The following is an 18,915-nucleotide window of genomic DNA, read 5'->3' as shown; positions in this document are numbered from 1 at the left end:
GATGAGCGCGCCGAAATTCCATTCCGTCGAGGACTACCTGGCCACACTGGAGCCGGTGAAAGCCTCGACCGTCAAATCCATCATCGATTTCACATTGGCGGAATTTCCCGGCCTGGAAGCGAAGATCGCCTGGAACGTGCCGACCATACACCGCAAGGGCCAGTACGTCGCCGGCCTGGCCGCCTACAAGCGCCACCTGACTTTTTCTCCGTGGAGCATCTGGGTCATGGAAGACTTCAAGGACCGGCTGCAGGGTTTCGTGGTGTTCAAGAATTGCTTTCAGATTCCGGTTGACTGGGAACTCGATAAAGATCTGGTGCGCGACCTGGTGCGCGCCAGGCTGGCCGAACTCGAGTAAGAAGGCGGCACGCTAGCGGCCGCCGCACGCGCGCCTGCGAACTGGCATACTGGGCTACAATCGCTCCCACTTCCTGCAAGCAGGCCTCGCAGGCACGGCGACAATTCCCGGGTAGTTCAGTGGCAGAACGCTTGGCTTCAGACCGAGAGGGCGCAGGTTCAATTCCTGCCCCGGGACCCCTTACCCTGGCGAGGTTGCGACTTCGGGCGACATATGACTGACGGAAAACAGCACGGTAGCCCGGCCCCGGCCTATGCGGCCTTTCAGCTTGCCAAAGCCCTTCGGACCAGCGAGGACCACCAGCACCCGGACACCCGCGCGCGGGCGCTGGGCAAGGCCTCCACCTGGCAGGCGATTCTCGACAATATGCTGAGCGGCGCAGTGGCCTACGGCTCGCGCCAGCCCCTCGAAGGGATACCCGAGTGGGCCACGCTGGATGTTGCGGCCGGCGGTTTCGCCAGCGGGCGCCTGCTCGCGGGCGGGCCGCTGCTGCCGCACGAGCAGGCGCTGCTGGCTACGCTCCCGGCAGGCGCGGCGCGCGGCGGCCGGCTTGCCCTGAACGCGCATTTTCTGACCGAGGCGGGGCTGGCGCAGCTTCAGGAACGGCTGCGCACGGCCTGCTACCAAGTGGACGTGCCCGAGGAAGGCGCGCTGCTGGTGGTCGCCTGGCTGGCGGCGCACGGCCACGCTGAGCAAGCGCGCACAGTGCTGGACCAGATCGCTCCCTTCTTTTCCTCGCTGCGCTTCTATCCGGCGCCGCGTGACAAGCCGCAACGCGGCGGGCCGCAGGTGCATCGCCAGGATGTGCGGGCAACGGTGGAAGAGCTCCGCGGCATCAGGGAGCACCAGCGCATTCAGCGCCAGAAAGAGGCGGTGGAAATCTGGGCGCCGCTGTACGACCGCATGGTTGCAATGTTTTTGGAAACCGTGGCCGAAGACTGGCCGTGCAGGCAGTATCCGCAAGGCTGGGATGCGCGCGCCCGCGCGCTGCTGGCCGACTACGCCACGCTCAGGGAGCGGCACCGTTTGTGCGGCAAGTTCGAGCGCAGCGGCGCGCACAGCGCACAGCTCAGGGAGTTCCTGGGCCGCTGCGCGCGCGATCCGGCTTCCCTGTCGGGCCGCGATGTGGGACGAATCCGCCTGATCCTTCAGCGCTACCGGGACAAGCGCGGCGAACCTGGCTCCCCGGCCTGCAGCCGCATGCGCAGCCAGCAGGCGGCCGATGTGGGCGCACCCTCCTTCCCTTCGATTGCGCGCGTGGTGCTGTCGCGCCTTGCCGGCTATCCGCAGGATGAGGGCCTGGACGAGGTAGGCATCCTCGCGCACGCCGTGACTGCGGAGGAAAGCACCCGCACCGGTGTGCCGCAGGATACCGCGATTCCTCCGTCCATGCGGGCCAAGGCGGAGCGCTGCCTGAACGACACCATCGATGCGCTGATCGAACGCGGGCTGATCGGCTCGGGCGAAGTCCTGGCGCAGGTATTGCCGCAGATGACGTCGGACATCCGGGCTGCCGGCATAGACGAGCCGGTACTGCGTCAACTGTACGCCGCCATCTACCGCGCGTTCCGGCGCCACCGCTCTTTGCTGTTGTTGAGTATGGAGAAGCAGGTGCAGCTGGAGAGCCTGCCGTGGGTGGCCGCAATCGACCGTTACCGTTCCACAGAGCGGGATGCGCGCAGCCTTGCCAGGCAAACGCTGGAAGAGCTTGCAGTCGCCACGCTGGCGGCGTTCCCGCAGGCCGTGGTGCCCAACAAGCTGATACAGGAATTCGACGCGCTGGTGGCCGGCGCCGGCCTGCAGATTCCCCTGGTGAACGAGCTGGCCACGGACATCTTCATGGGGCAGTTCTCCCCGAAATTCACTGCGGCGGCAAAGGTGGCCGCCGGGCTGCTGAAGGGCAGCCTGTATGCAGCCTATTACGGGATCGACTATGACGAAATCGAGCGCCTGCCTGCCGGGGAAAAAACCGCGCGGGGCGCCGATGCCTTCGCCCGGATTTGCGCGGCGCGCGCCGGGGTGCCGCCAGGCGGATGGAATCCTGCAGTCAACGGCATGCTCATCGAGCAGCAACAGATACTGACCACCCAGAACCTGGCCGCCCTCTGCGCCGGCCTGCACTTGTCCCAGCCGCTGGCCGCCCACCTGCACGACATGGCGATGCGCTGCTTCACCTGGATGTGCAGCCGCCAGCAAGTCAAGGCGGAAGGCTGGCACGCCCGGCTTATCGTGGTCAAGAACACCGCGTACGCCTGGCGCCAGATGCTGTTTTTCCTGGCCCTGCTTCCGCCGCCAGGCCTGCAGCAGTTTCTTCGGCTCGCGGCTGCACACCTCAAAGCGCAACCAGACCAGTACCAGGCCCGGTTTGCCCCCGCGATGCAGGGCTTGCTGCTGGCTGCCGCCGGCGTGCCGCTCGACAGCGCGCAGGCGGCCGGCGCAGGCGCGCGCCGTTTTCTGGGATGGTCGCGTCCCGGCACCAGCCACTGGCTGCTACCTTGATGGAGATACGCATGTCAAAACCACTGCCGCAGTACATTCCTGTCAGCTGCGAGTTCCACGACCGGCTGGAGGATCTCGCCACGCTGCGCAAGCAGGCCAGCGTCAGCTACCTCGACGGCGGCGGCGTGCTGCAGCAGCGCGACGCCGTCATCAAGGATGTGTTCGCCCGGGAAGGCGCCGACTATGTGGCGCTCAGTTCCGGCGAGACCGTGCGGATGGACCGCCTGGTGGAAGTGGACGGCTACCAGCTGGCCGACTTCCCGCCGGACTGCGCGCTGTAGCCGGGCAGCGGCGCTGCGCTCACTTGCGCAGCGGACGGAAGCCGGCCCGCACTTCCTGCGTGAACAGCGCCGGCTGTTCCCATGCCGCGAAGTGGCCGCCCCTGTCGAGCTTGTTGTAGTACACCAGGTTCGGGTACGCGCTCTGGGCCCAGCTCTTCGGCGGCTGGTACAGCTCGTCCGGGAACACGCTCACGGCGGCCGGGATCTTCACGCCCTTGACGGCGAAGAAGGGATGCTTGTTTTCCCAGTAGAAGCGGGACGACGAGACCGCCGTGTTGGTCAGCCAGTACAGCGTGATGTTGTCCAGCACGTCGTCCCGCGTCAGGCCTTCCGTCTTGCCGTTGAATACGCGGCTGATCAGTTCCTGGCTGGGGCCGTCGTGATCCAGCAGGAAGGCCGCCAGGCCCACCGGCGAGTCCGTCAGGCCGGTCAGCGTCTGGGGACGCGAGCCCATCAGGCGGGCGTAGGCCACGTGGTCGTACACATAGGTCAGCTGGCCGGTCGCGCTTTTCTCCTCGGCGCTCAGGCCCGCCGGCAGCGGATTGCCGGCCCACAGCGCCTTGTCGATATCGGTCGGCACCGCGCCGGCCATATTGGTGTGGATGCCGATCAGTCCCGGCGGCGCCTGCACCGCCATCAGGTCGGTCACGATGGCGCCCCAGTCGCCGCCCTGCGCCGCGTACTTCTTGTAGCCCAGGCGCGTCATCAGTTCAGCCCAGGCGCGCGCGGTGCGGTCCGGACCCCAGCCGGTTTCGGTCGGCTTGCCCGAGAAACCATGGCCCGGCAGCGACGGGATCACCAGGTCGAACGCGTCCTCCGCCTTGCCGCCGTGCGCGGTCGGATTGACCAGCGGATCGATGATCTTCAGCTGCTCCACCACCGAGCCCGGCCAGCCGTGCGTGACGATCAGCGGCAGCGCGTTCTTGTGCTTGGAGCGCACGTGGATGAAGTGGATGTCCACGCCGTCGATCTTGGTGACGAACTGCGGCAGCGCGTTCAGTTTGGCCTCCACCTTGCGCCAGTCGTAGCCGGTGGCCCAGTAGTCGGCCAGCGCCTGGACGGTGGCCAGCTTCACGCCTTGGGTCGAGTCGGTGACGGTTTCGCGGTCCGGCCAGCGCGTCGCCTTGATGCGTGCGCGCAGGTCGGCCAGTTGCGCTTCCGGCACGTCGATGCGGAAGGGGCGGATCTGGCTGGCGTCGGCGGTGGCCGCGGCGGTTGGCGCCGTCGCTGCTGCTGTTGCCGCGCCGGCAAAACCTGGCGCGAAGGTGAAGGCGGCGGCCACGGCGAGGCTGGCGGCGGTCTTGAAGAGGTTGCGGCGGATGTGCATGGTGTTTTCCTTAGGGCGGTGGGCAGCGGCGCTCAGGCGGTAACGACGGTCAGCGCGACGTCGATATTGCCTTTGGTGGCTTTCGAGTAGGGGCAGATGGCGTCGGCGCCGTGGGCGATGGCGGTGGCCACTTCGAGGTCGAGGCCGGGCGCGATCAGGTTGATGCGGGCCTGGATGAAGTACTCGTTGCCGCCCAGGCCCAGATCCACGTCCAGCTCCACCGCCGTGTCGGCAGGCAGCGTCACGTTCATTTGCCTGGCGACGATGCCGACCGCACCGCTATAGCAGGCCGACCAGGCGCCGGCAAACAGCTGCTCGGCGGTCGGGTGGGCTACCACGGCGTCGAAGCGGTATTCGCGCACGCCAGGGTTGCCCGGCGCAGTCAGGTGGATGTCCAGCTTGCCTTCGTGGTTGCCGGAGAAGATGGCGGCATCGGTGCCGGTGGTGCGGGTCTTGCCGGTGGTCAGGACTTTGGTGATTTTGCTCATGATAATTGCTCCTTTAAAGCGTTATTTTGTTCGCATACGTTTACATCGCATGCGATATGTATATCGGTGTTTTAAGCGGTCACGACGTTGATGGCCACGTCGATGTTGCCTTTGGTGGCTTTCGAGTAAGGACAGATGGCGTCGGCGGCATGGGCGATTTTGGCGGCCACTTCGGCATCCAGGCCGGGCACGATCAGATTGATGCGGGCCTGGATGAAGTACGCGGCGCCGCCCAGGCCCAGGTCCACTTCGATTTCCACTGCAGTGCCGGCCGGCAGCGCCACGTTCAATTGCTTGGCCGAGATACCCACAGCCGCGCTATAGCAGGCCGACCAGGCGCCGGCAAACAGTTGCTCGGCGGTCGGGTGCGCTTCGACGGCCTCGAAGCGGTGCTCGGGGGCAACTGGGTTGCCGGGCGTGGTCAGATGGATCTCCAGCTTGCCTTCATGGTTGCCGGAGAAGATGGCGGCGTCGGTGCCGGTGGTGCGGGTCTTGCCGGTGGCCAGGACTTTGGTGATTTTGCTCATGATATTTCCTCTGTAAAGGTACGGTTCACTCCGAGTGGATTTGTGTCGCACTCGTTTAGATCGGATGCGATGAATGAATCATAGACCTCCGAAACGCGGAGGTCAAGCATTATTTTCGCATCCGATTAAAGCGTTTGCGATATAAATCCTGGCTTACCGGCGCGCCCGGCCGCATTCGGCCACGAGGTAGCGCCGCAGCTTGGGGCCGGACGGGGTGCGTTCGGTATTGTGGTAGCGGTCCAGGATGGTGTATTTGCCGTCGCAGGCATCCGCCGCTGCGTTGTAGCAGGCGTCCCAGTCCTGCTCGCCGCCGTCGCAGGAGACCACGAAGCCGGCGCGGCCGTTCGGCGTTGTGATGGGTTTGACTTCAGCCACGCAGCCAGCCAGCAGCGCAACCGCCGCTGCGGCGAGCGCAAATTGGAGAGAGTGAGAAAGCATGATCGACCTCGCATGGTTGCTGGCGGCCACATTGCCGCCGGACGCAGTGTGCGGGCCGGGCATGAAGAAAAACTGATGGGTGCGTGAAGATTGAATTAAGCGGGGCCGGTCAAACGCCTGTCATAAACGGGCGATACCATGCAAGCCGGCTCAAGAACACGGGCCACTATCAAGCGCCACTCGATGGCTGCTCTACCGGCGCCGGCGGTCGGGAAACATACCGGCACCAAACAAGACCCGCGCTGCGCCTACGCGGCGTGCACGAAACCCTGCACGTTGACGGTGCTGACCGGGGCTTCGAGCACCTTGGCCACCGTCACCCCGCGCAGCGAGACGTCCTTCACCGGCATTTCCGCCTCGCCCTGGATGCGGCACACGAAGGCGGCCTCGTCCACCTTCACATTGCTCACGTGCAGGCCCTCGATCGGCGTCAGCCGCCGCTCGTAGGTCGGTACCAGGTCGCGCCACTGGTATAGCACGTCCGTCTCCACGCTCAGCACGCCGCCGGCGATCCTGGTCGCGCTCACGTTCGACACGTGGATATTCTTCACGTAGCCGCCGCGCCGCTCGTTGGTCTTGACGAACAGGATGTTGTTGATGGTGCTGCGCGCGCCGGAGCCGGCATTGTCGAAGTGGCAGTTGTCCACGAACACGTTTTCCACGCCGCCGGACAGCTCGCTGCCGATCGCCATCAGCTGGTGGCCGTTCTTCACGCGGCAATTGCGCATGATGATGTTGCGGGACGGCACGTTGAGGCGCCAGGCGTCCTGGTCGCGGCCGGACTTGACCGAAATCGCGTCGTCGCCCTGGTCGAACACGCAGTCCTCCACCAGCACGTTCTGGCTCATTTCGGGGTCCACGCCGTCGTTGTTGTGGCCGTGTGCGCGCACCTTCACGCGGCGGATCACCACGTCGCGGCTCAGGTAGGGATGCAGCACCCAGAACGGGCTGTCGACGATGCTCACGTCCTCCACCAGCACATTGCGGCAGCGGTTGAACTGCACGAACTGCGGGCGCAGGTTGGCCTGGCCGACAGCCATCTGGCGCTGCTCCACCGGCACGCGCTTGGCGGCCAGGTGGTACAGCGCCACCAGCGCGTCCATGTGCGGCTTGGGGCGCGCGTACCAGACCTTCCACACGTCCAGTTTGGCCTTCAGCGTGCCCTCGCCGGTGATGGCCACGTTGTCGCACCCGTAGGCGTACACCAGCGGCGAATAGTTGTAGCACTCCAAGCCTTCCCAGGTCGTCATGACGGCGGGCAGGTAGTCGTCCGGGCGTTCCGAGAACAGCAGCGTGGCGCCCTTGGCGACATGCAGGTTGACATTGCTTTTCAGATGGATCTTGGCGGTGGGCCACACGCCCTCCGGCACCACCACCACGCCGGACCCGGCGGCATGCGCCGCTGCAATTGCCTGGGCGATGGCGGCGCTGGTCTTCTGCTGGTCGCCCTGCGCGGCGCCGAAATCGGTGATCGGGAAGCGCCGGCTGGCGGAAAAATCCGGTACGCTGATGTCCGGCATGGGGAATGGCGCGGCGGCGCGCACCCGCTCCTGCGGCAGTTGACGGGACGATGCCGATGCGGTCCCCGCGCGCGGTAGCGGCGCGCAGCCGGCGGCGGCGAGGGCCAGGCCGGCCAGCAGGGCCTGGCGGCGGGAGGGTAAGTGGCGTGTCAAAGCGGTCTCCAGAGTGTTTTTCCCATGGTAAACCGCCCTGCCGTGCGCAGCGGCCGGGCCGGGCAAACACTCACGCAATTGATCCGGAAAAAATAATTTGTCGAATTTGTCGAATTCCGGCGGCGCCAGCCGTCGTGCCTGTGAAAGCCACCGAAATACATTGAACCACCTAACCTGGAGACATCATGAACAAGCAAATTTTCGTCAACCTGCCCGTCAAGGACTTGCCACGCTCGAAAGACTTTTTTGCCGCCCTGGGCTATAGCTTCAACCCGCAGTTCACCAATGACCAAGGGGCTTGCATGGTGATCTCGGAGAACATCTTCACCATGCTGCTGACGGAAGAGTTCTTCAAGACCTTCATCAACCGCCCGCTGTCCTCGGCGCACGAATCGGCCCAGGTGATCAACTGCCTGTCCTGCGAAAGCCGGGAGGAAGTCGACGCCACCGTGGCCAAGGCGGTCGCCGCCGGCGGCGCCACGCTGCGCGAGCCGCAGGACATGGGCTTCATGTACAGCCACGGCTTCTCCGACCTGGACGGCCACCTGTGGGAATTGGTATTCATGGACCCTGCGGCCGTCCCGCCGCAAGCCTAAGCCCGCAGCGCGTCCGCCGCCCGCATGCGCATGGCCAGCCAGGCGTGGCGGGCCACGGCGGCGGCGGCCACCGCCAGCGTGGCCGCCAGCGCCAGCAGCAAGGTCCAGCCGCCTATCGGCGCGTGCTCGACATAGCCTGCCAGGTAGCGCTGGATTGCGAGCGCTGCCGGCGGCAGGCCGATCAGCGCGGCCAGCAGCGCCAGCAGGCCCACTTCCTTGACCACCAGCGCGCCGATGGCGCTGCTGCCCGCGCCGTACAGCTTGCGCAGCACGATCTCGCGCGCGCGCCGCTGCACGGTGTGCGCCGACAGCACATAGGTGCCGAACGCCGCGATGGCCAGCGCGATGCCGGTGGCCAGCGCCAGCAGGCGCGCCATGCGCGCGTCGTCGGCGTAGTTGACGGCCAGGATGTCGGCGGCCGGCCGGGTTTTCAGCATCGCATCCGGGAAGTACCTGGGCCACAGCGCGCGGATCGCCGGTTCCAGCCCGGCGGCCCCGGCGCCGTTGCCGCTGTCCGCGCGCACGCTGAGGGTAATGCCGGCGGTCCACAATTCATAGGCCACCGCGCGCGGCGCGGTGCGCAGCGAATGGAAGCGCAGTTCGGGCGCGATGCCCACCACGCGCTTGTGGATCACCTTGTTGTCGAAGCCGCTGAACAGCAGGGTTTGGCCGATGGCGGCGGCCGGATCGGCAAAGCCCAGCTCGCGCGCGGCGATGGCGTTCAGCACCAGCGGCACCGGGTCGTCTTCCTGGTCCAGCCGTGCATCGAACAGGCGGCCCGCCTGCGGCCGGATACGGTATTGTTCGAAGAAGTTGGCGCTCACCGACTTCATCTCCATGGCGGCGCTTCTGCCGTCCAGCCGCTTCAGGTCGCGGAACCAGGACACGTTGCTGCGCCCTACCGCATCCTCCGAAATCGCCACGCCTGCCACGCCCGGCTGGGCCTTCAGCGCCGCCACGAAGCTGTGCGCCGTGGGGCTCATGCGCACCGGCTCGGGCAGGTCCACGATCAGCAGCGGCGCCGGATCGAAGCCGGGCGAGGCACGCATGGCGTACCCGGTTTGCCAGCTGATGGCCACGGCCACGCTGGCCAGTCCCATGGCGGCGGCCACCTGCAGCACGGTCAGCACGCGGCGCGTGCGCAGGCCGTGCGCGGATTCGGCGTCGCCCCGGCCCGCCAGCACCTGGCTGGGCCGCACGCGCAGCGCGATCCAGGCCGGATAGAGCGCCGTCAGCACGCCGAGCAGGCAGCCCAGCAGCAGCGCGGCGCCCACATAGCCCGGCGATAGCACACTGTCCAGCCTGCGGTTTACCAGTGCCGAGAACAGCGGCAGCGCCAGCCACGCCAGCAGCAGGCCGATGACGGTGGCCAGCATGGCCACCAGCATCGATTCGGCCAGCAGCTGCAGCGCGATCTGGCGCGCACCGGCGCCCAGCACTTTGCGCATCGCCACTTCGCGCTGGCGGCGCAGCACGCGCACCGCAGCCAGGTTCACGTAGTTGACTGCCGCCAGCGCCAGGATCAGCAGCGCCACGGCGCCCAGGCCGGCAATGGCGGCCGGATGGGCGCGCGGGCCGGGCGCGGCGACGAAGTTCTGCGCCACGTCGGTGTCGAAGTAGGCGTCCTTCAGCGGCGCCAACGCCACATCCATCACCTTGCGCTGGCCCAGGCGCTGGCGCACTTCGGGCGGCTGCTTCTTCAGGCCCGGATTGGTGTCCACCGCGCGCTGCAGCGCCTCGGTGATGGCGGGCACGGACGCTCCCGGCTGGACGCGCACCAGCATCTTGCCCCACCAGCCGCGCGCGCCGGACGCCAGTTCGTCGCGCACCTCTGCCTCCACCAGTACCGAGTGCACGCCGAGCAGGGTTTCAAACGGGATGGTGCTGCTGGGCGGCGGCGTGCGCAGCACGGCGCCCACGCGCAGCAGCTTGCCTTCGGCCAGCATGGTCATGCCGAGCGCGCCGGTCGTGCCGAACAGGCGTTGCGCGGCTTCCTCGGTGATGGCAAAACTGTCCGGCTGCTGCAGCGCGGCAGCCAGGTCGCCCTGCACCGCCTGCAGGCCCAGCATGGCGGCGAAGTCGGGCAGCACGGTCAGGCTGTCGAGCTTGCGCAGCTGGCCGCCGATGCGCACCGTCAGGCCCATGCTTTCCGCCCGCGAGGGCAGGTAGCCGGTGGCTGCGGCCACGCCCGGGGTGCCGGCGGCGGCGGCGCGCAGCATCAGCGGCGCCTGGTCGAACCAGGGCGCCTTGGGGTCGGCATTGAAGCGCTGTTTCACCACGTAGACCTGCTCCACCTCCGGTATGTGGCGGTTGTATTGCCAGGAATGGCGCACCAGCCCGAGCAGCAGCAGCGCGGCGGCCAGGCCGATGCCGAGTCCGGCAACAACGACGAATGAGTATGCCGGGTCTTGCAGCAAGCTGCGCCAGCCGATACGGAAGTCCCGCAGTGTCATGATGAGAGCGTAGTGGTTGATCCGGGCTGGTAGGTGCAACATCTGTGCCACGCCGGGGCGGCGCGCCGCTGGGCGCGCCGTTGCGCCGCCTGGCGGCCCGGCGTCCGGAAGCGGACGCTGCGGTGTGCGCTTCCGGACAGTGTCCGCGCTAGGGCAGCGGCGTCAGCAGCGGCTGGCCGGCGAAGTGAGCCAGCAGGTTGTCCACCGCCAGCTGGCCCATGGCGTGGCGCGTCTCCACCGTCAGGCTGCCGATATGGGGCGTGAGCACCACGTTGTCCAGCGCGCGCAGCGCCGGCGGCACCTCCGGCTCGTGCGCGAACACGTCCAGCGCCGCCGCGCCCAGCGTGCGCGCCTGCAAGGCGGCGATCAGCGCGGCTTCGTCCACCAGCGCGCCACGGGCGATGTTTACCAGCGTCCCCTCCGGGCCGAGCGCTGCCAGCACGGCGGCGTTCACCGCGTGGCGGGTGGCCGCGTTGGCCGGGGCGCTCAGCACCAGGTAGTCGCTCTCATGCGCCAGCGCCAGCAGCGAGTCGGCGCGCGGCACGGGAACGCCCTGCACCGCCGCGCCGCCCACCGGGCGTGGCTGGTAGTAGTGGATCTGCATGCCCAGCGCAGCGAGCCGGCCGGCGATGGCCTGGCCGATGCGGCCGAAGCCGAAGATGCCGGCCACCTTGCCGCGCACGCTGCGCGACGGCGCCAGCGGCTTGCGCGCGCTCCAGTCGCCGTCCCGCACGTAGCGGTCCATGGCGGGCAGGCGGCGCGCGGCGGACAACAGCAGCAGCACGGCAAGGTCGGCCACGTCGTCGGTCAGCACGCCAGGCGTGTTGGTCACCGGGACGCCGCGCGCGCGCAGCGCGTCGAGGTCGATCTTGTCGTAGCCCACGCTGTTCAGGCTGACGATCTCCAGCCGCGGCAGGCGCGCGGCCAGCGCCGCGTCCACGCCCAGCGGCCCGGTGGTGACGATGCCGCGCACCCGGGCGGCCACGCTGTCCACGTAGGCCTCCTGTTCGGCGGCGGGAATCGACCACAGGTGGTGGCACTGGAAATGCGCATCGAGCTGCTGCATGACGGAAGCCGACGGGCTGGGGGCGAATACGAGGATGTCTGGTTTCATGGGGCTTTGAATAGGGGGGGGCGGTTTCAATCCAGGCCGTATCTGGCCAGGATGCGGCGGCTGCTGCCGTCGGCGGCCATGGCGGCCATGGCGCGCTGGAACTGCTGGACTTCGTCCGGGCTGAAATCGAGCGAGCCGGCCAGCCAGGCGGTGGTGCTGCGCAGCGGCGCACTCAGTTCGAAATCGGCCTCTTCGCCCCGGTTGCGCAGCGATGTGCGGATGATGTTGCGCTCGCCAAAGGCGGCGTCGGCGATGCCGGTCAGCAGGAAGCGGTGCACTTCGTCTATGGAGGCAGCTTCCACCAGGTTGCTGTAGCCGAGCTCGCGCAGCATGGCCGCCTGTCCCGCCCCGCGCAGCATGGCAATGCGGCGCGTCTTCATTTGCTGCCCACTGCGCACGTCGAACGGTCCCTTGCGCAGCGCCAGGAACACGTAGTGTTCGTCGTACAGCGGGGCCAGCCAGCGGTACTGGGCTTCGCGCTCGGGCAGCCGCGTCAGCGGGTAGATGGCCGTGGCCGGCATGGTGGTGGCCAGGAAGGTGGCGCGCCGCCATGGCACGAACTGGGTCTGCGGCGCCAGCTGCATGCGCTTGCACAATTCCGCCACCAGCTCCGTCAGTGCACCTGGCCGGGCGCCCCCGTGCTCGAGCACCAGCGGCGGCAAATGCGTGGTGACGAGCCGCATGCGGGCGGCGGCAGGGCTGGCGGCGGTTTTGGCGGGGGCGTCGGCCCAGGCATGGGGCGCGAGGCCCAAGATGGCGGCGGCAATGACAAGTCGTCTGTTCATGCGGCTAGTTTCACACATTTCCACCGTGTTGTAGTATATTTCGATAATCGTTGAAATATCGAATTGGAGCAAGCATGGACACCAAACAAGTTCTGGCGGCGCTGTCGGCACTGGCGCAGGAATCGCGCCTGGCGGCGTTCCGGCTGCTGGTGCAGGCCGGTCCGCACGGCCTGGCGGCCAGCAGGATCGCCGAGCAGCTGGATATGGCGCCGTCTTCGCTGTCCTTCCACTTGAAGGAGCTGGCCCATGCCGGGCTGATCGTGGCGCGCCAGGACGGCCGCTTCATCATCTACAGCGCCGGCTTCGACACCATGAACGGCCTGCTGGCCTTCCTCACCGAAAACTGCTGCGGCGGCGTGCCATGCGCGCCGGGCGCCGCCGGCACCCCGGCCTGCTGCGATCCGGCCACCACCACCAAGGAAGCCTAAATGAACGTTTTAGTACTGTGTACCGGCAACTCCTGCCGTTCCATCCTCGGCGAAGCCACTTTCAACCACCTGGCGCCGGCCGGCTGGCATGCCGTGAGCGCCGGCAGCAAACCGGCCGGCTATGTCCACCCGCGCTCGCTGGCGCTGCTGGCCCGCGAAGGCATCGCCACCGAGGGCTGCCACAGCAAATCGTGGGACCAGCTGCCGGTCACGCCGGACATCGTCATCACCGTGTGCGGCAGCGCGGCGGGCGAGGAATGCCCGGCCTACCTCGGCCCGGTGCTGCGCGCGCACTGGGGCGTGGAAGATCCGGCCCATGCGACCGGCACCGAAGAGGAAATCGACGCGGCCTTCCTGCACGCCTACCGCGTGCTGCGTGCGCGCATCGAAGCCTTCTTCGCGCTGCCGCTGGAGCAGCTGAAAAACAATCCGGCCCGCCTGAAGGCGGAGCTGGACAAGATCGGCGCCCTGCTGCCATGACCCTTGCCAAGCGCATCGTGGCCGAAGGCCTGGGCACGGCGCTGCTGCTGGCGCTGGTGGTCGGCTCGGGCATCATGGCCGAGCGCCTGGCCGGCGGCAATGTCGCCATCGCCCTGCTGGCCAATGCGCTGGCCACCGGCGCCGGGCTGGTGGCGCTGATCCTGATGTTCGGCCCCGTGTCCGGCGCCCATTTCAATCCCGTGGTGACGCTGTCGGCCGCCTGGCAGGGCCTGCATGCGCCGCGCGAAGTGCTGCCCTACCTGGCGGCGCAGACCGCCGGCGCCCTGGCCGGCGTGGCCGCCGCGCACGCCATGTTCGGCCTGGAGGCGTTCACCGCGTCGGTCCACGCGCGCACCGGCGCGGCGCAGTGGTGGAGTGAATGCGTGGCCACCTTCGGCCTGCTGGGCGTGATCATCGGCTGCACCCGCAGCCGGCCCGGCGCCACGCCGTTCGCGGTGGCGGCCTACATCACCGCCGCCTACTGGTTCACCGCGTCCACCTCGTTCGCCAATCCCGCCGTCACGCTGGCGCGCAGCGTGACGGACACTTTCGCCGGCATCCGTCCCGTGGACGCGCCCGGCTTCATCGCCGCGCAGCTGCTGGGCGCGGCCGCCGCCACCATCTTGTTCCGCTGGCTGTACGCGGAGAAAAAGGAGTTGTCATGAGCATCCCCAAGCTGCCCAACATCAAACCCGAGCTGCTGGACATGCCCACCCTCGCCAAGCTGGCGCCGGTGGGCGAGCTGGACCATCCGCCGCGCATCCTCATGCTGTACGGCTCGCTGCGCGAGCGTTCCTTCAGCCGCTTCCTGGTGTACGAGGCGGCCCGCATCCTGGAGCAGTTCGGCGCCGAGGTGAAGATTTTCGATCCGATGGAATTGCCGATGGCGGGCAGCGTGCCCGAGACCCATCCCAAGGTGGTGGAACTGCGCGAGCTGAGCTTGTGGTCCGAGGGCCAGGTGTGGTGCAGCCCGGAGCGCCACGGCGCCGTCACGGCCGTGATGAAGAACCAGATCGACTGGATACCGCTGGAACAGGGCGCGCTGCGCCCCAGCCAGGGACGCACGCTGGCGGTGATGCAGGTGTGCGGCGGCTCGCAATCCTTCAATGTGGTCAACACGTTGCGCTTGCTGGGACGCTGGATGCGCATGTTCACCATCCCCAACCAGTCCTCGGTGCCGATGGCGTACAAGGAGTTCGACGAGGAAGGCCGCATGCGCCCATCGGCTTATTACGAGCGGGTGGTGGACGTGATGGAGGAATTGTTCAAGATGACCCTGCTGCTGCGCGGCCGCACCGGCTATCTGACGGACCGCTACAGCGAGCGCAATGAACGGGCGGTCAAGGCCATCGACCGCCAGATTCAGAAGATTTGATCAGGCCTGGCCGGCCTTGCGGCGGCGCGCGGCCAGCAGGCCCAGCAGGCCGATGCCGGCCAGCGCCAGGCTGCCAGGTTCGGGCACGGCGCCGTTGCGGGTGATGCTGGCGGCGGTGAACCTGCTGGCGCTGGAGGCGCTGGCGTTGTTGTAGTAGCTGATGTAGCTGCTGTTGTTCAGGATGAAGATATCCGCACCCGGGGTGACGCCGTAGGTGGTATCGATATTCCAGGCGGTCGGCAGGAAGTTGGCAAAACTCATGGCGATGGTGAAGCGGCTGGTGGTGCGCACGTTGTCGAAGGTATTGTGGCCATCCTGGAACATCCATTTGATGCCGGGGTGGATCTGGCCGTGCGACGTGGAAATGTTGCCGGTGCCCTGGGCGCTGAGCAGGCTGGAATCGAAGCTTACATAGCCGGTGATGCGGTCGGCGGTGGTGAACGCGCCGCCGACGTTGGTGAAGGCCGGGCCGTTGAAGGTGTAGGTGATCGGGGTGGCCTGGGCGGTGGCGCAGGACAGGGTAATGGCGGCGGCCAGGGCCAGTTTGGAAATCAGGTTCATCGTGACTCGGTAAATAAATGGATGTGGCATGATGTTAAGCAATAACTGTTCCACTATAGAAATATCAATCACTTAGCGGAAATTCGTGTATTTTCATATATAAATATTTTGCGACTGTAAAGTTTTCCGACACCCATGCCCATGCCAACCATCCGCCCCGCCCGTGCCGCCGACGCGGCCGCCATCGCCGCCATCTACAACCACTACATCGCCACCACCACCATTTCCTTCGAAGAGCAGCCGGTGCCGGCCGAGGAGATGGCCGGCCGCATCGAGACCGTGGGCGCCATGCTGCCGTGGCTGGTGTGCGAGCACGATGGCGCCGTCGTGGGTTATGCCTACGCCACGCCGTGGCGGGTGCGCAGCGCCTACCGCTTTTCGGTGGAAAGCAGCGTCTACGTGTCGCCAGAGCATCCGCGCAAGGGCGTGGGCACGCGCCTGTACCGCGAACTGCTCGACCAGCTGCGCGCGCGCGGCCTGCACATGGTGATCGGAGGCATCGCCCAGCCGAATGAGGCCAGCGTGGCGCTGCACGAATCCATGGGCTTCAGGAAAGTGGCGCACTTCGCCGAGGTCGGCATGAAGTTCGGCCGCTGGATCGACGTCGGCTACTGGGAGCTGAAACTGGCCTAGTCTGGTCCGTTCAGCACAGCGCGGCCAGGCTGGCGAAGGACAGCAGATTGTCAGGCCGCAGTATCGCCAGCCAGGCCCAGCCGCACACGGCGGCCAGCGCGCCCCACAGCAGCAGGCTGTGCAGCGGTTTCATGCCGGCTCCAGCCCGGCCACGGCGCGGTCGTCGATGGGCCAGTGCAGCAGCGCTGCCACCAGGCCGATGCCGACCGACGCGGCCCACACCAGGTCGTAGGATCGGGTGGCGTCGAACACCGCGCCGCCCAGCCACACGCCGAGGAAACCGCCCAGCTGGTGGCCCACGAACACCAGGCCGAACAGCGTCGAGATGTATTTCACGCCGAACAGCTGCGACACCAGCCCGTTGGTCAGCGGCACCGTACCCAGCCACGTCAGTCCCATCGCGAACGAGAACAGGTAGATGCTGGCCGTGCTGATGGGCGCGGCGACAAACAGCAGCATGGCGGCCGAGCGCGCGCAGTACAGCCAGGCCAGCAGGTGCTTGCGCCGGTAGACGTTACCCAGCTTGCCGCACAAATAGGTGCCCGCCACGTTGGCCAGCGCCACGATGGCCAGCGCCATCACACCGGTGCTGGCCGAAAAGCCCTTATCGAGCAGGTAAGCGGGAAAGTGCCCGGCGATGAAGGCGAGCTGGAAGCCGCAGGCGAAAAAGCCCAGGTTCAGCAGCCAGAACCCCCGGTGCGCCAGGGCCTCGGCGATGGCGCGCCGCATGGACTGGCCGGGCCGCTGCGGCGCGCTGGCGGCGGCGCTGTCGTCCATGGGGAAGGCCAGCGGCGCGGCCAGCGCCAGCACGAAGGCCAGCACGGCCAGGGCGGCCATCCAGCCGGCGCCGGCGATCAGCCCTTGCGCGGCGGGCACCATGGCGAACTGGCCCACGCCGCCCACCGCGCCCGCCAGGCCCAGCGCCCAGCTGCGCCGCGCCGGCGGCACGATGCGGCTCAGCGCGCCGTACACGGTGCCGAAGGCGGTGCCGGACAAGGCCATGCCGATCAGCAGGCCGCCGGTGAGCGCCAGCTGCATGCTGCTGGCCGCGTGCGCCATCAGGTACAGGCCGAGCGCGTACAGCAGGCTGGCGCCGGCCAGCACGCGGCGCGATCCGTAGCGGTCGGCGATCATGCCGGTGAAGGGCTGTGCGATGCCCCAGACCAGGTTCTGCAGGGCGATGGCGAGCGCGAACTCTTCCCTGCCCCAGCCGCGCGCCGAGGTCATGGGCAGCATGAACAAGCCTTGCACGTGGCGCACGCCCAGCGCCAGGCCCATGATGATGCCGCCGCACAGCACCGCCGCCAACGGCGTCTTCAGGAATTTCATCGCGTTTCTCCCCGGTTTTCTGCAAGTGTGCTGCCAGCATAGCCAGGACGGTGGCGTGCGCGCCAACGGTAAATCGGCATGCGACCCATGCGCCGCACGCATGGATGGCATGCCGCGATAACGGTTGCCGCCAGGTCGTCGCAAGGCAACAATGCAGGCATAGCCAAACCAGGGAGAAAGCCATGCAAATCACCTTGCACCCGAAGGAAGGCGCCACCATGGCCCCCGGCCTGCCAGTGCGCATCCACTGTCTGGCCGGCACGCTCTGGATTACGAGCGAGCGCGACAGCAATGACCGTGTGCTGACGCCGGGCCAGAGCATCGAGTTGCCGGCCACGCATCGCCAGTACCTGTCCAGCGTGGGGCGTCACGAACTGGTGTCGTTCGACGTGAGCGGCGCGCTGGCCCGCATCAGCGTGAACCGCAGCGGCGCGACGGCAGCCAGCCCAGCGCGCGACGGCGTGCGGGCATGGCTTCAAGGCGTCTGGAGCAGTGGCTGGAGAGTGGCCTGACGCGAGAGGCAACGGCTGAGCGCTATGCGGTTGGCAACTGCGTGTCTGGTGGGTCAGGCCATGGCGCCGTAGGCCTGCGCCAGCTCCTGCGCCGTCAGCGCGGCCTGTTGCACCAGCCAGTCGCGGAAGGCGGCCACTTCCGCGCGCTGGGCGCCGGGCGCCTCCATCAGCCAATAGCGGTAGTCGTCAACTTGCAGGCACTGGTCCATGCGCGCGGCCAGGCGGCCGTCCTTGAGCATCGGCAGCAGCAGCGGCAGCCGCCCCACCGCCACCCCGTGTCCACCCAGCGCCGCGTGGATCAACTGGTCGTAGTGGTTGAAGTGCAGCCGTCCTTTCGGCTTGCGCCGCTCCAGCCCTTGCTCCTGCAGCCAGTATTCCCAGTGCAGCCACGGCCCGACCTTGTCGTCCAGGTCCAGCAGCACATGCTGCAGCAGCGCTTCCGGCTTGCGGAACGCTCTGGCAGCCACCACCGGACTGGCCACCGGCGCCACCACCTCGTCGAACAGCAGCTGGCCGCCCTGCGTCGCGTGCGAGGCGGGGCTGTAACGGATGGCGAGGTCGATGCCGTCGCGTTCCAGGTCCAGCACGCGGTTGCTGGTGGCCACGCGCACGTCGATGTGCGGATGCGCGCTCTGGAACCCGCCCAGCCGGGGCAGCAGCCACAGCGACGCCACGCCCATGCTGGCCGAGACCGTCACCGGCCGCACGCGCTGGTCCTGCCGCAGCGACTCGGCCAGATCCGCCAGGCGGTCCATCCACGGCGACGCCAGCTGGAACAGCTGTTCGCCCGCCGCCGTCAGCGCGATGCTGCGGTTGCTGCGCGTGAACAGCGGCGTGCCGAGGCGTTCTTCCAGCGCCTGGATCTGGCGGCTGACGGCCGATTGCGTCAGGCATAAATCGTCCGCCGCAGCGGTAATGCTCATGCGCCGCGCCGCCGCGACAAAGCCGCGCAGCGCGTCCAGCGGCGGCAGGGAAACGAGGCGGTTCTGCATGGCGGCTCCGGCAAGGTGAATACATGATTCTAGCGCATGGATCATCCGCGTGTGGGCAGCCGGGTG

Annotated in this window: 22 protein-coding genes; 10 read left to right on the top strand and 12 right to left on the bottom strand. The window is 67.5% G+C overall.

The window, feature by feature from the left end; genetic code table 11:
• Position 1 precedes the first annotated feature (1 nt).
• From ASD15_RS07730 to ASD15_RS07715, 3 genes are all read left to right on the top strand, one after another.
• Entirely contained in the window at positions 2–358 is a 357-nt protein-coding gene (locus ASD15_RS07730) for an iron chaperone (protein ID WP_057154242.1), read from the top strand.
• A gap of 213 nt (positions 359–571) precedes the next feature.
• Positions 572–2,857 (top strand): hypothetical protein, encoded by a 2,286-nt coding sequence (locus tag ASD15_RS07720; RefSeq protein ID WP_057154241.1) that lies wholly within the window; start codon positions 572–574, stop codon positions 2,855–2,857.
• A gap of 11 nt (positions 2,858–2,868) precedes the next feature.
• Positions 2,869–3,138, top strand: coding sequence for a hypothetical protein (locus ASD15_RS07715; protein WP_057154240.1), 270 nt, complete (start codon positions 2,869–2,871; stop codon positions 3,136–3,138).
• Between the two features lie 19 nt (positions 3,139–3,157).
• Here ASD15_RS07715 and ASD15_RS07710 read toward each other — a convergent pair whose 3' ends face one another.
• The 5 genes from ASD15_RS07710 to ASD15_RS07690 form a co-directional block, all read right to left on the bottom strand.
• A complete protein-coding gene (locus ASD15_RS07710) occupies positions 3,158–4,465 on the bottom strand; it encodes an epoxide hydrolase family protein (RefSeq protein ID WP_057154239.1) in 1,308 nt (435 codons plus the stop codon).
• Between the two features lie 32 nt (positions 4,466–4,497).
• Complete coding sequence (locus tag ASD15_RS07705) at positions 4,498–4,953, bottom strand: Ohr family peroxiredoxin (RefSeq protein WP_057154238.1); 456 nt, start codon at positions 4,951–4,953, stop codon at positions 4,498–4,500.
• Between the two features lie 71 nt (positions 4,954–5,024).
• Complete coding sequence (locus tag ASD15_RS07700) at positions 5,025–5,480, bottom strand: OsmC family protein (protein ID WP_057154237.1); 456 nt, start codon at positions 5,478–5,480, stop codon at positions 5,025–5,027.
• 153 nt (positions 5,481–5,633) lie between these two features.
• Positions 5,634–5,918 (bottom strand): hypothetical protein, encoded by a 285-nt coding sequence (locus ASD15_RS07695; RefSeq protein ID WP_157200852.1) that lies wholly within the window; start codon positions 5,916–5,918, stop codon positions 5,634–5,636.
• Positions 5,919–6,166: 248 nt separating this feature from the next.
• A complete protein-coding gene (locus ASD15_RS07690; RefSeq protein ID WP_057154235.1) occupies positions 6,167–7,591 on the bottom strand; it encodes a glycoside hydrolase family 28 protein in 1,425 nt (474 codons plus the stop codon).
• A 185-nt stretch (positions 7,592–7,776) separates the two neighbouring features.
• Here ASD15_RS07690 and ASD15_RS07685 point away from each other — a divergent pair, with 185 nt between their 5' ends.
• Positions 7,777–8,187 carry a VOC family protein gene (locus ASD15_RS07685; protein ID WP_057154234.1) on the top strand — a complete coding sequence of 137 codons (411 nt, stop codon included), beginning with the start codon at positions 7,777–7,779 and terminating at the stop codon, positions 8,185–8,187.
• On the opposite strand, the gene ASD15_RS07680 is transcribed toward ASD15_RS07685, so the two are convergent.
• The 3 genes from ASD15_RS07680 to ASD15_RS07670 all read right to left on the bottom strand — a co-directional run bounded on the left by ASD15_RS07680 (position 8,184) and on the right by ASD15_RS07670 (position 12,539).
• Positions 8,184–10,640 carry an FtsX-like permease family protein gene (locus ASD15_RS07680; RefSeq protein WP_057154233.1) on the bottom strand — a complete coding sequence of 819 codons (2,457 nt, stop codon included), beginning with the start codon at positions 10,638–10,640 and terminating at the stop codon, positions 8,184–8,186. The two genes, ASD15_RS07685 and ASD15_RS07680, sit on opposite strands and share 4 nt — an antisense overlap.
• 148 nt (positions 10,641–10,788) lie before the next feature.
• Positions 10,789–11,754 (bottom strand): 2-hydroxyacid dehydrogenase, encoded by a 966-nt coding sequence (locus ASD15_RS07675; RefSeq protein WP_057154232.1) that lies wholly within the window; start codon positions 11,752–11,754, stop codon positions 10,789–10,791.
• A gap of 26 nt (positions 11,755–11,780) precedes the next feature.
• A complete protein-coding gene (locus tag ASD15_RS07670) occupies positions 11,781–12,539 on the bottom strand; it encodes an ABC transporter substrate-binding protein (RefSeq protein WP_082551654.1) in 759 nt (252 codons plus the stop codon).
• 74 nt (positions 12,540–12,613) lie between these two features.
• Here ASD15_RS07670 and ASD15_RS07665 point away from each other — a divergent pair, with 74 nt between their 5' ends.
• The 4 genes from ASD15_RS07665 to arsH are packed head-to-tail and all read left to right on the top strand — an operon-like array spanning position 12,614 to position 14,822.
• Positions 12,614–12,967, top strand: a complete 354-nt coding sequence (locus tag ASD15_RS07665) for a helix-turn-helix transcriptional regulator (RefSeq protein ID WP_057154231.1) — start codon at positions 12,614–12,616, stop codon at positions 12,965–12,967.
• Positions 12,968–13,447, top strand: a complete 480-nt coding sequence (locus ASD15_RS07660) for an arsenate reductase ArsC (protein WP_057154230.1) — start codon at positions 12,968–12,970, stop codon at positions 13,445–13,447. It begins immediately after the preceding gene.
• Entirely contained in the window at positions 13,444–14,112 is a 669-nt protein-coding gene (locus tag ASD15_RS07655; protein ID WP_057154229.1) for an aquaporin, read from the top strand. Before ASD15_RS07660 ends, ASD15_RS07655 begins: the two co-directional genes overlap by 4 nt.
• Positions 14,109–14,822 (top strand): arsenical resistance protein ArsH, encoded by a 714-nt coding sequence (gene arsH, locus ASD15_RS07650; RefSeq protein ID WP_057154228.1) that lies wholly within the window; start codon positions 14,109–14,111, stop codon positions 14,820–14,822. The genes ASD15_RS07655 and arsH overlap by 4 nt, the downstream gene beginning before the upstream one ends.
• Here arsH and ASD15_RS32875 read toward each other — a convergent pair whose 3' ends face one another.
• A complete protein-coding gene (locus ASD15_RS32875) occupies positions 14,823–15,383 on the bottom strand; it encodes a PEP-CTERM sorting domain-containing protein (protein ID WP_057154227.1) in 561 nt (186 codons plus the stop codon).
• Positions 15,384–15,518: 135 nt separating this feature from the next.
• Here ASD15_RS32875 and ASD15_RS07640 point away from each other — a divergent pair, with 135 nt between their 5' ends.
• Positions 15,519–16,016 (top strand): arsinothricin resistance N-acetyltransferase ArsN1 family B, encoded by a 498-nt coding sequence (locus tag ASD15_RS07640; RefSeq protein WP_373888163.1) that lies wholly within the window; start codon positions 15,519–15,521, stop codon positions 16,014–16,016.
• A gap of 10 nt (positions 16,017–16,026) precedes the next feature.
• On the opposite strand, the gene ASD15_RS33515 is transcribed toward ASD15_RS07640, so the two are convergent.
• Together ASD15_RS33515 and ASD15_RS07635 are read right to left on the bottom strand one after the other, a co-directional pair.
• Positions 16,027–16,149 carry a hypothetical protein gene (locus ASD15_RS33515; RefSeq protein WP_267877824.1) on the bottom strand — a complete coding sequence of 41 codons (123 nt, stop codon included), beginning with the start codon at positions 16,147–16,149 and terminating at the stop codon, positions 16,027–16,029.
• Positions 16,146–17,345, bottom strand: a complete 1,200-nt coding sequence (locus ASD15_RS07635; RefSeq protein WP_057154226.1) for an MFS transporter — start codon at positions 17,343–17,345, stop codon at positions 16,146–16,148. Before ASD15_RS07635 ends, ASD15_RS33515 begins: the two co-directional genes overlap by 4 nt.
• A gap of 182 nt (positions 17,346–17,527) precedes the next feature.
• On the opposite strand from ASD15_RS07635, the gene ASD15_RS07630 reads away from it, so the two are divergent.
• Entirely contained in the window at positions 17,528–17,857 is a 330-nt protein-coding gene (locus tag ASD15_RS07630; RefSeq protein ID WP_057154225.1) for a DUF2917 domain-containing protein, read from the top strand.
• A 53-nt stretch (positions 17,858–17,910) separates the two neighbouring features.
• On the opposite strand, the gene ASD15_RS07625 is transcribed toward ASD15_RS07630, so the two are convergent.
• Complete coding sequence (locus ASD15_RS07625) at positions 17,911–18,849, bottom strand: LysR substrate-binding domain-containing protein (RefSeq protein WP_057154224.1); 939 nt, start codon at positions 18,847–18,849, stop codon at positions 17,911–17,913.
• Between the last annotated feature and the right edge of the window lie 66 nt (positions 18,850–18,915).

The sequence above is a fragment of the Massilia sp. Root351 genome, assembly GCF_001425045.1.
Classification (GTDB): Bacteria; Pseudomonadota; Gammaproteobacteria; order Burkholderiales; family Burkholderiaceae_D; genus Rugamonas.
This window is presented reverse-complemented; position numbering and strand designations above follow the sequence as displayed.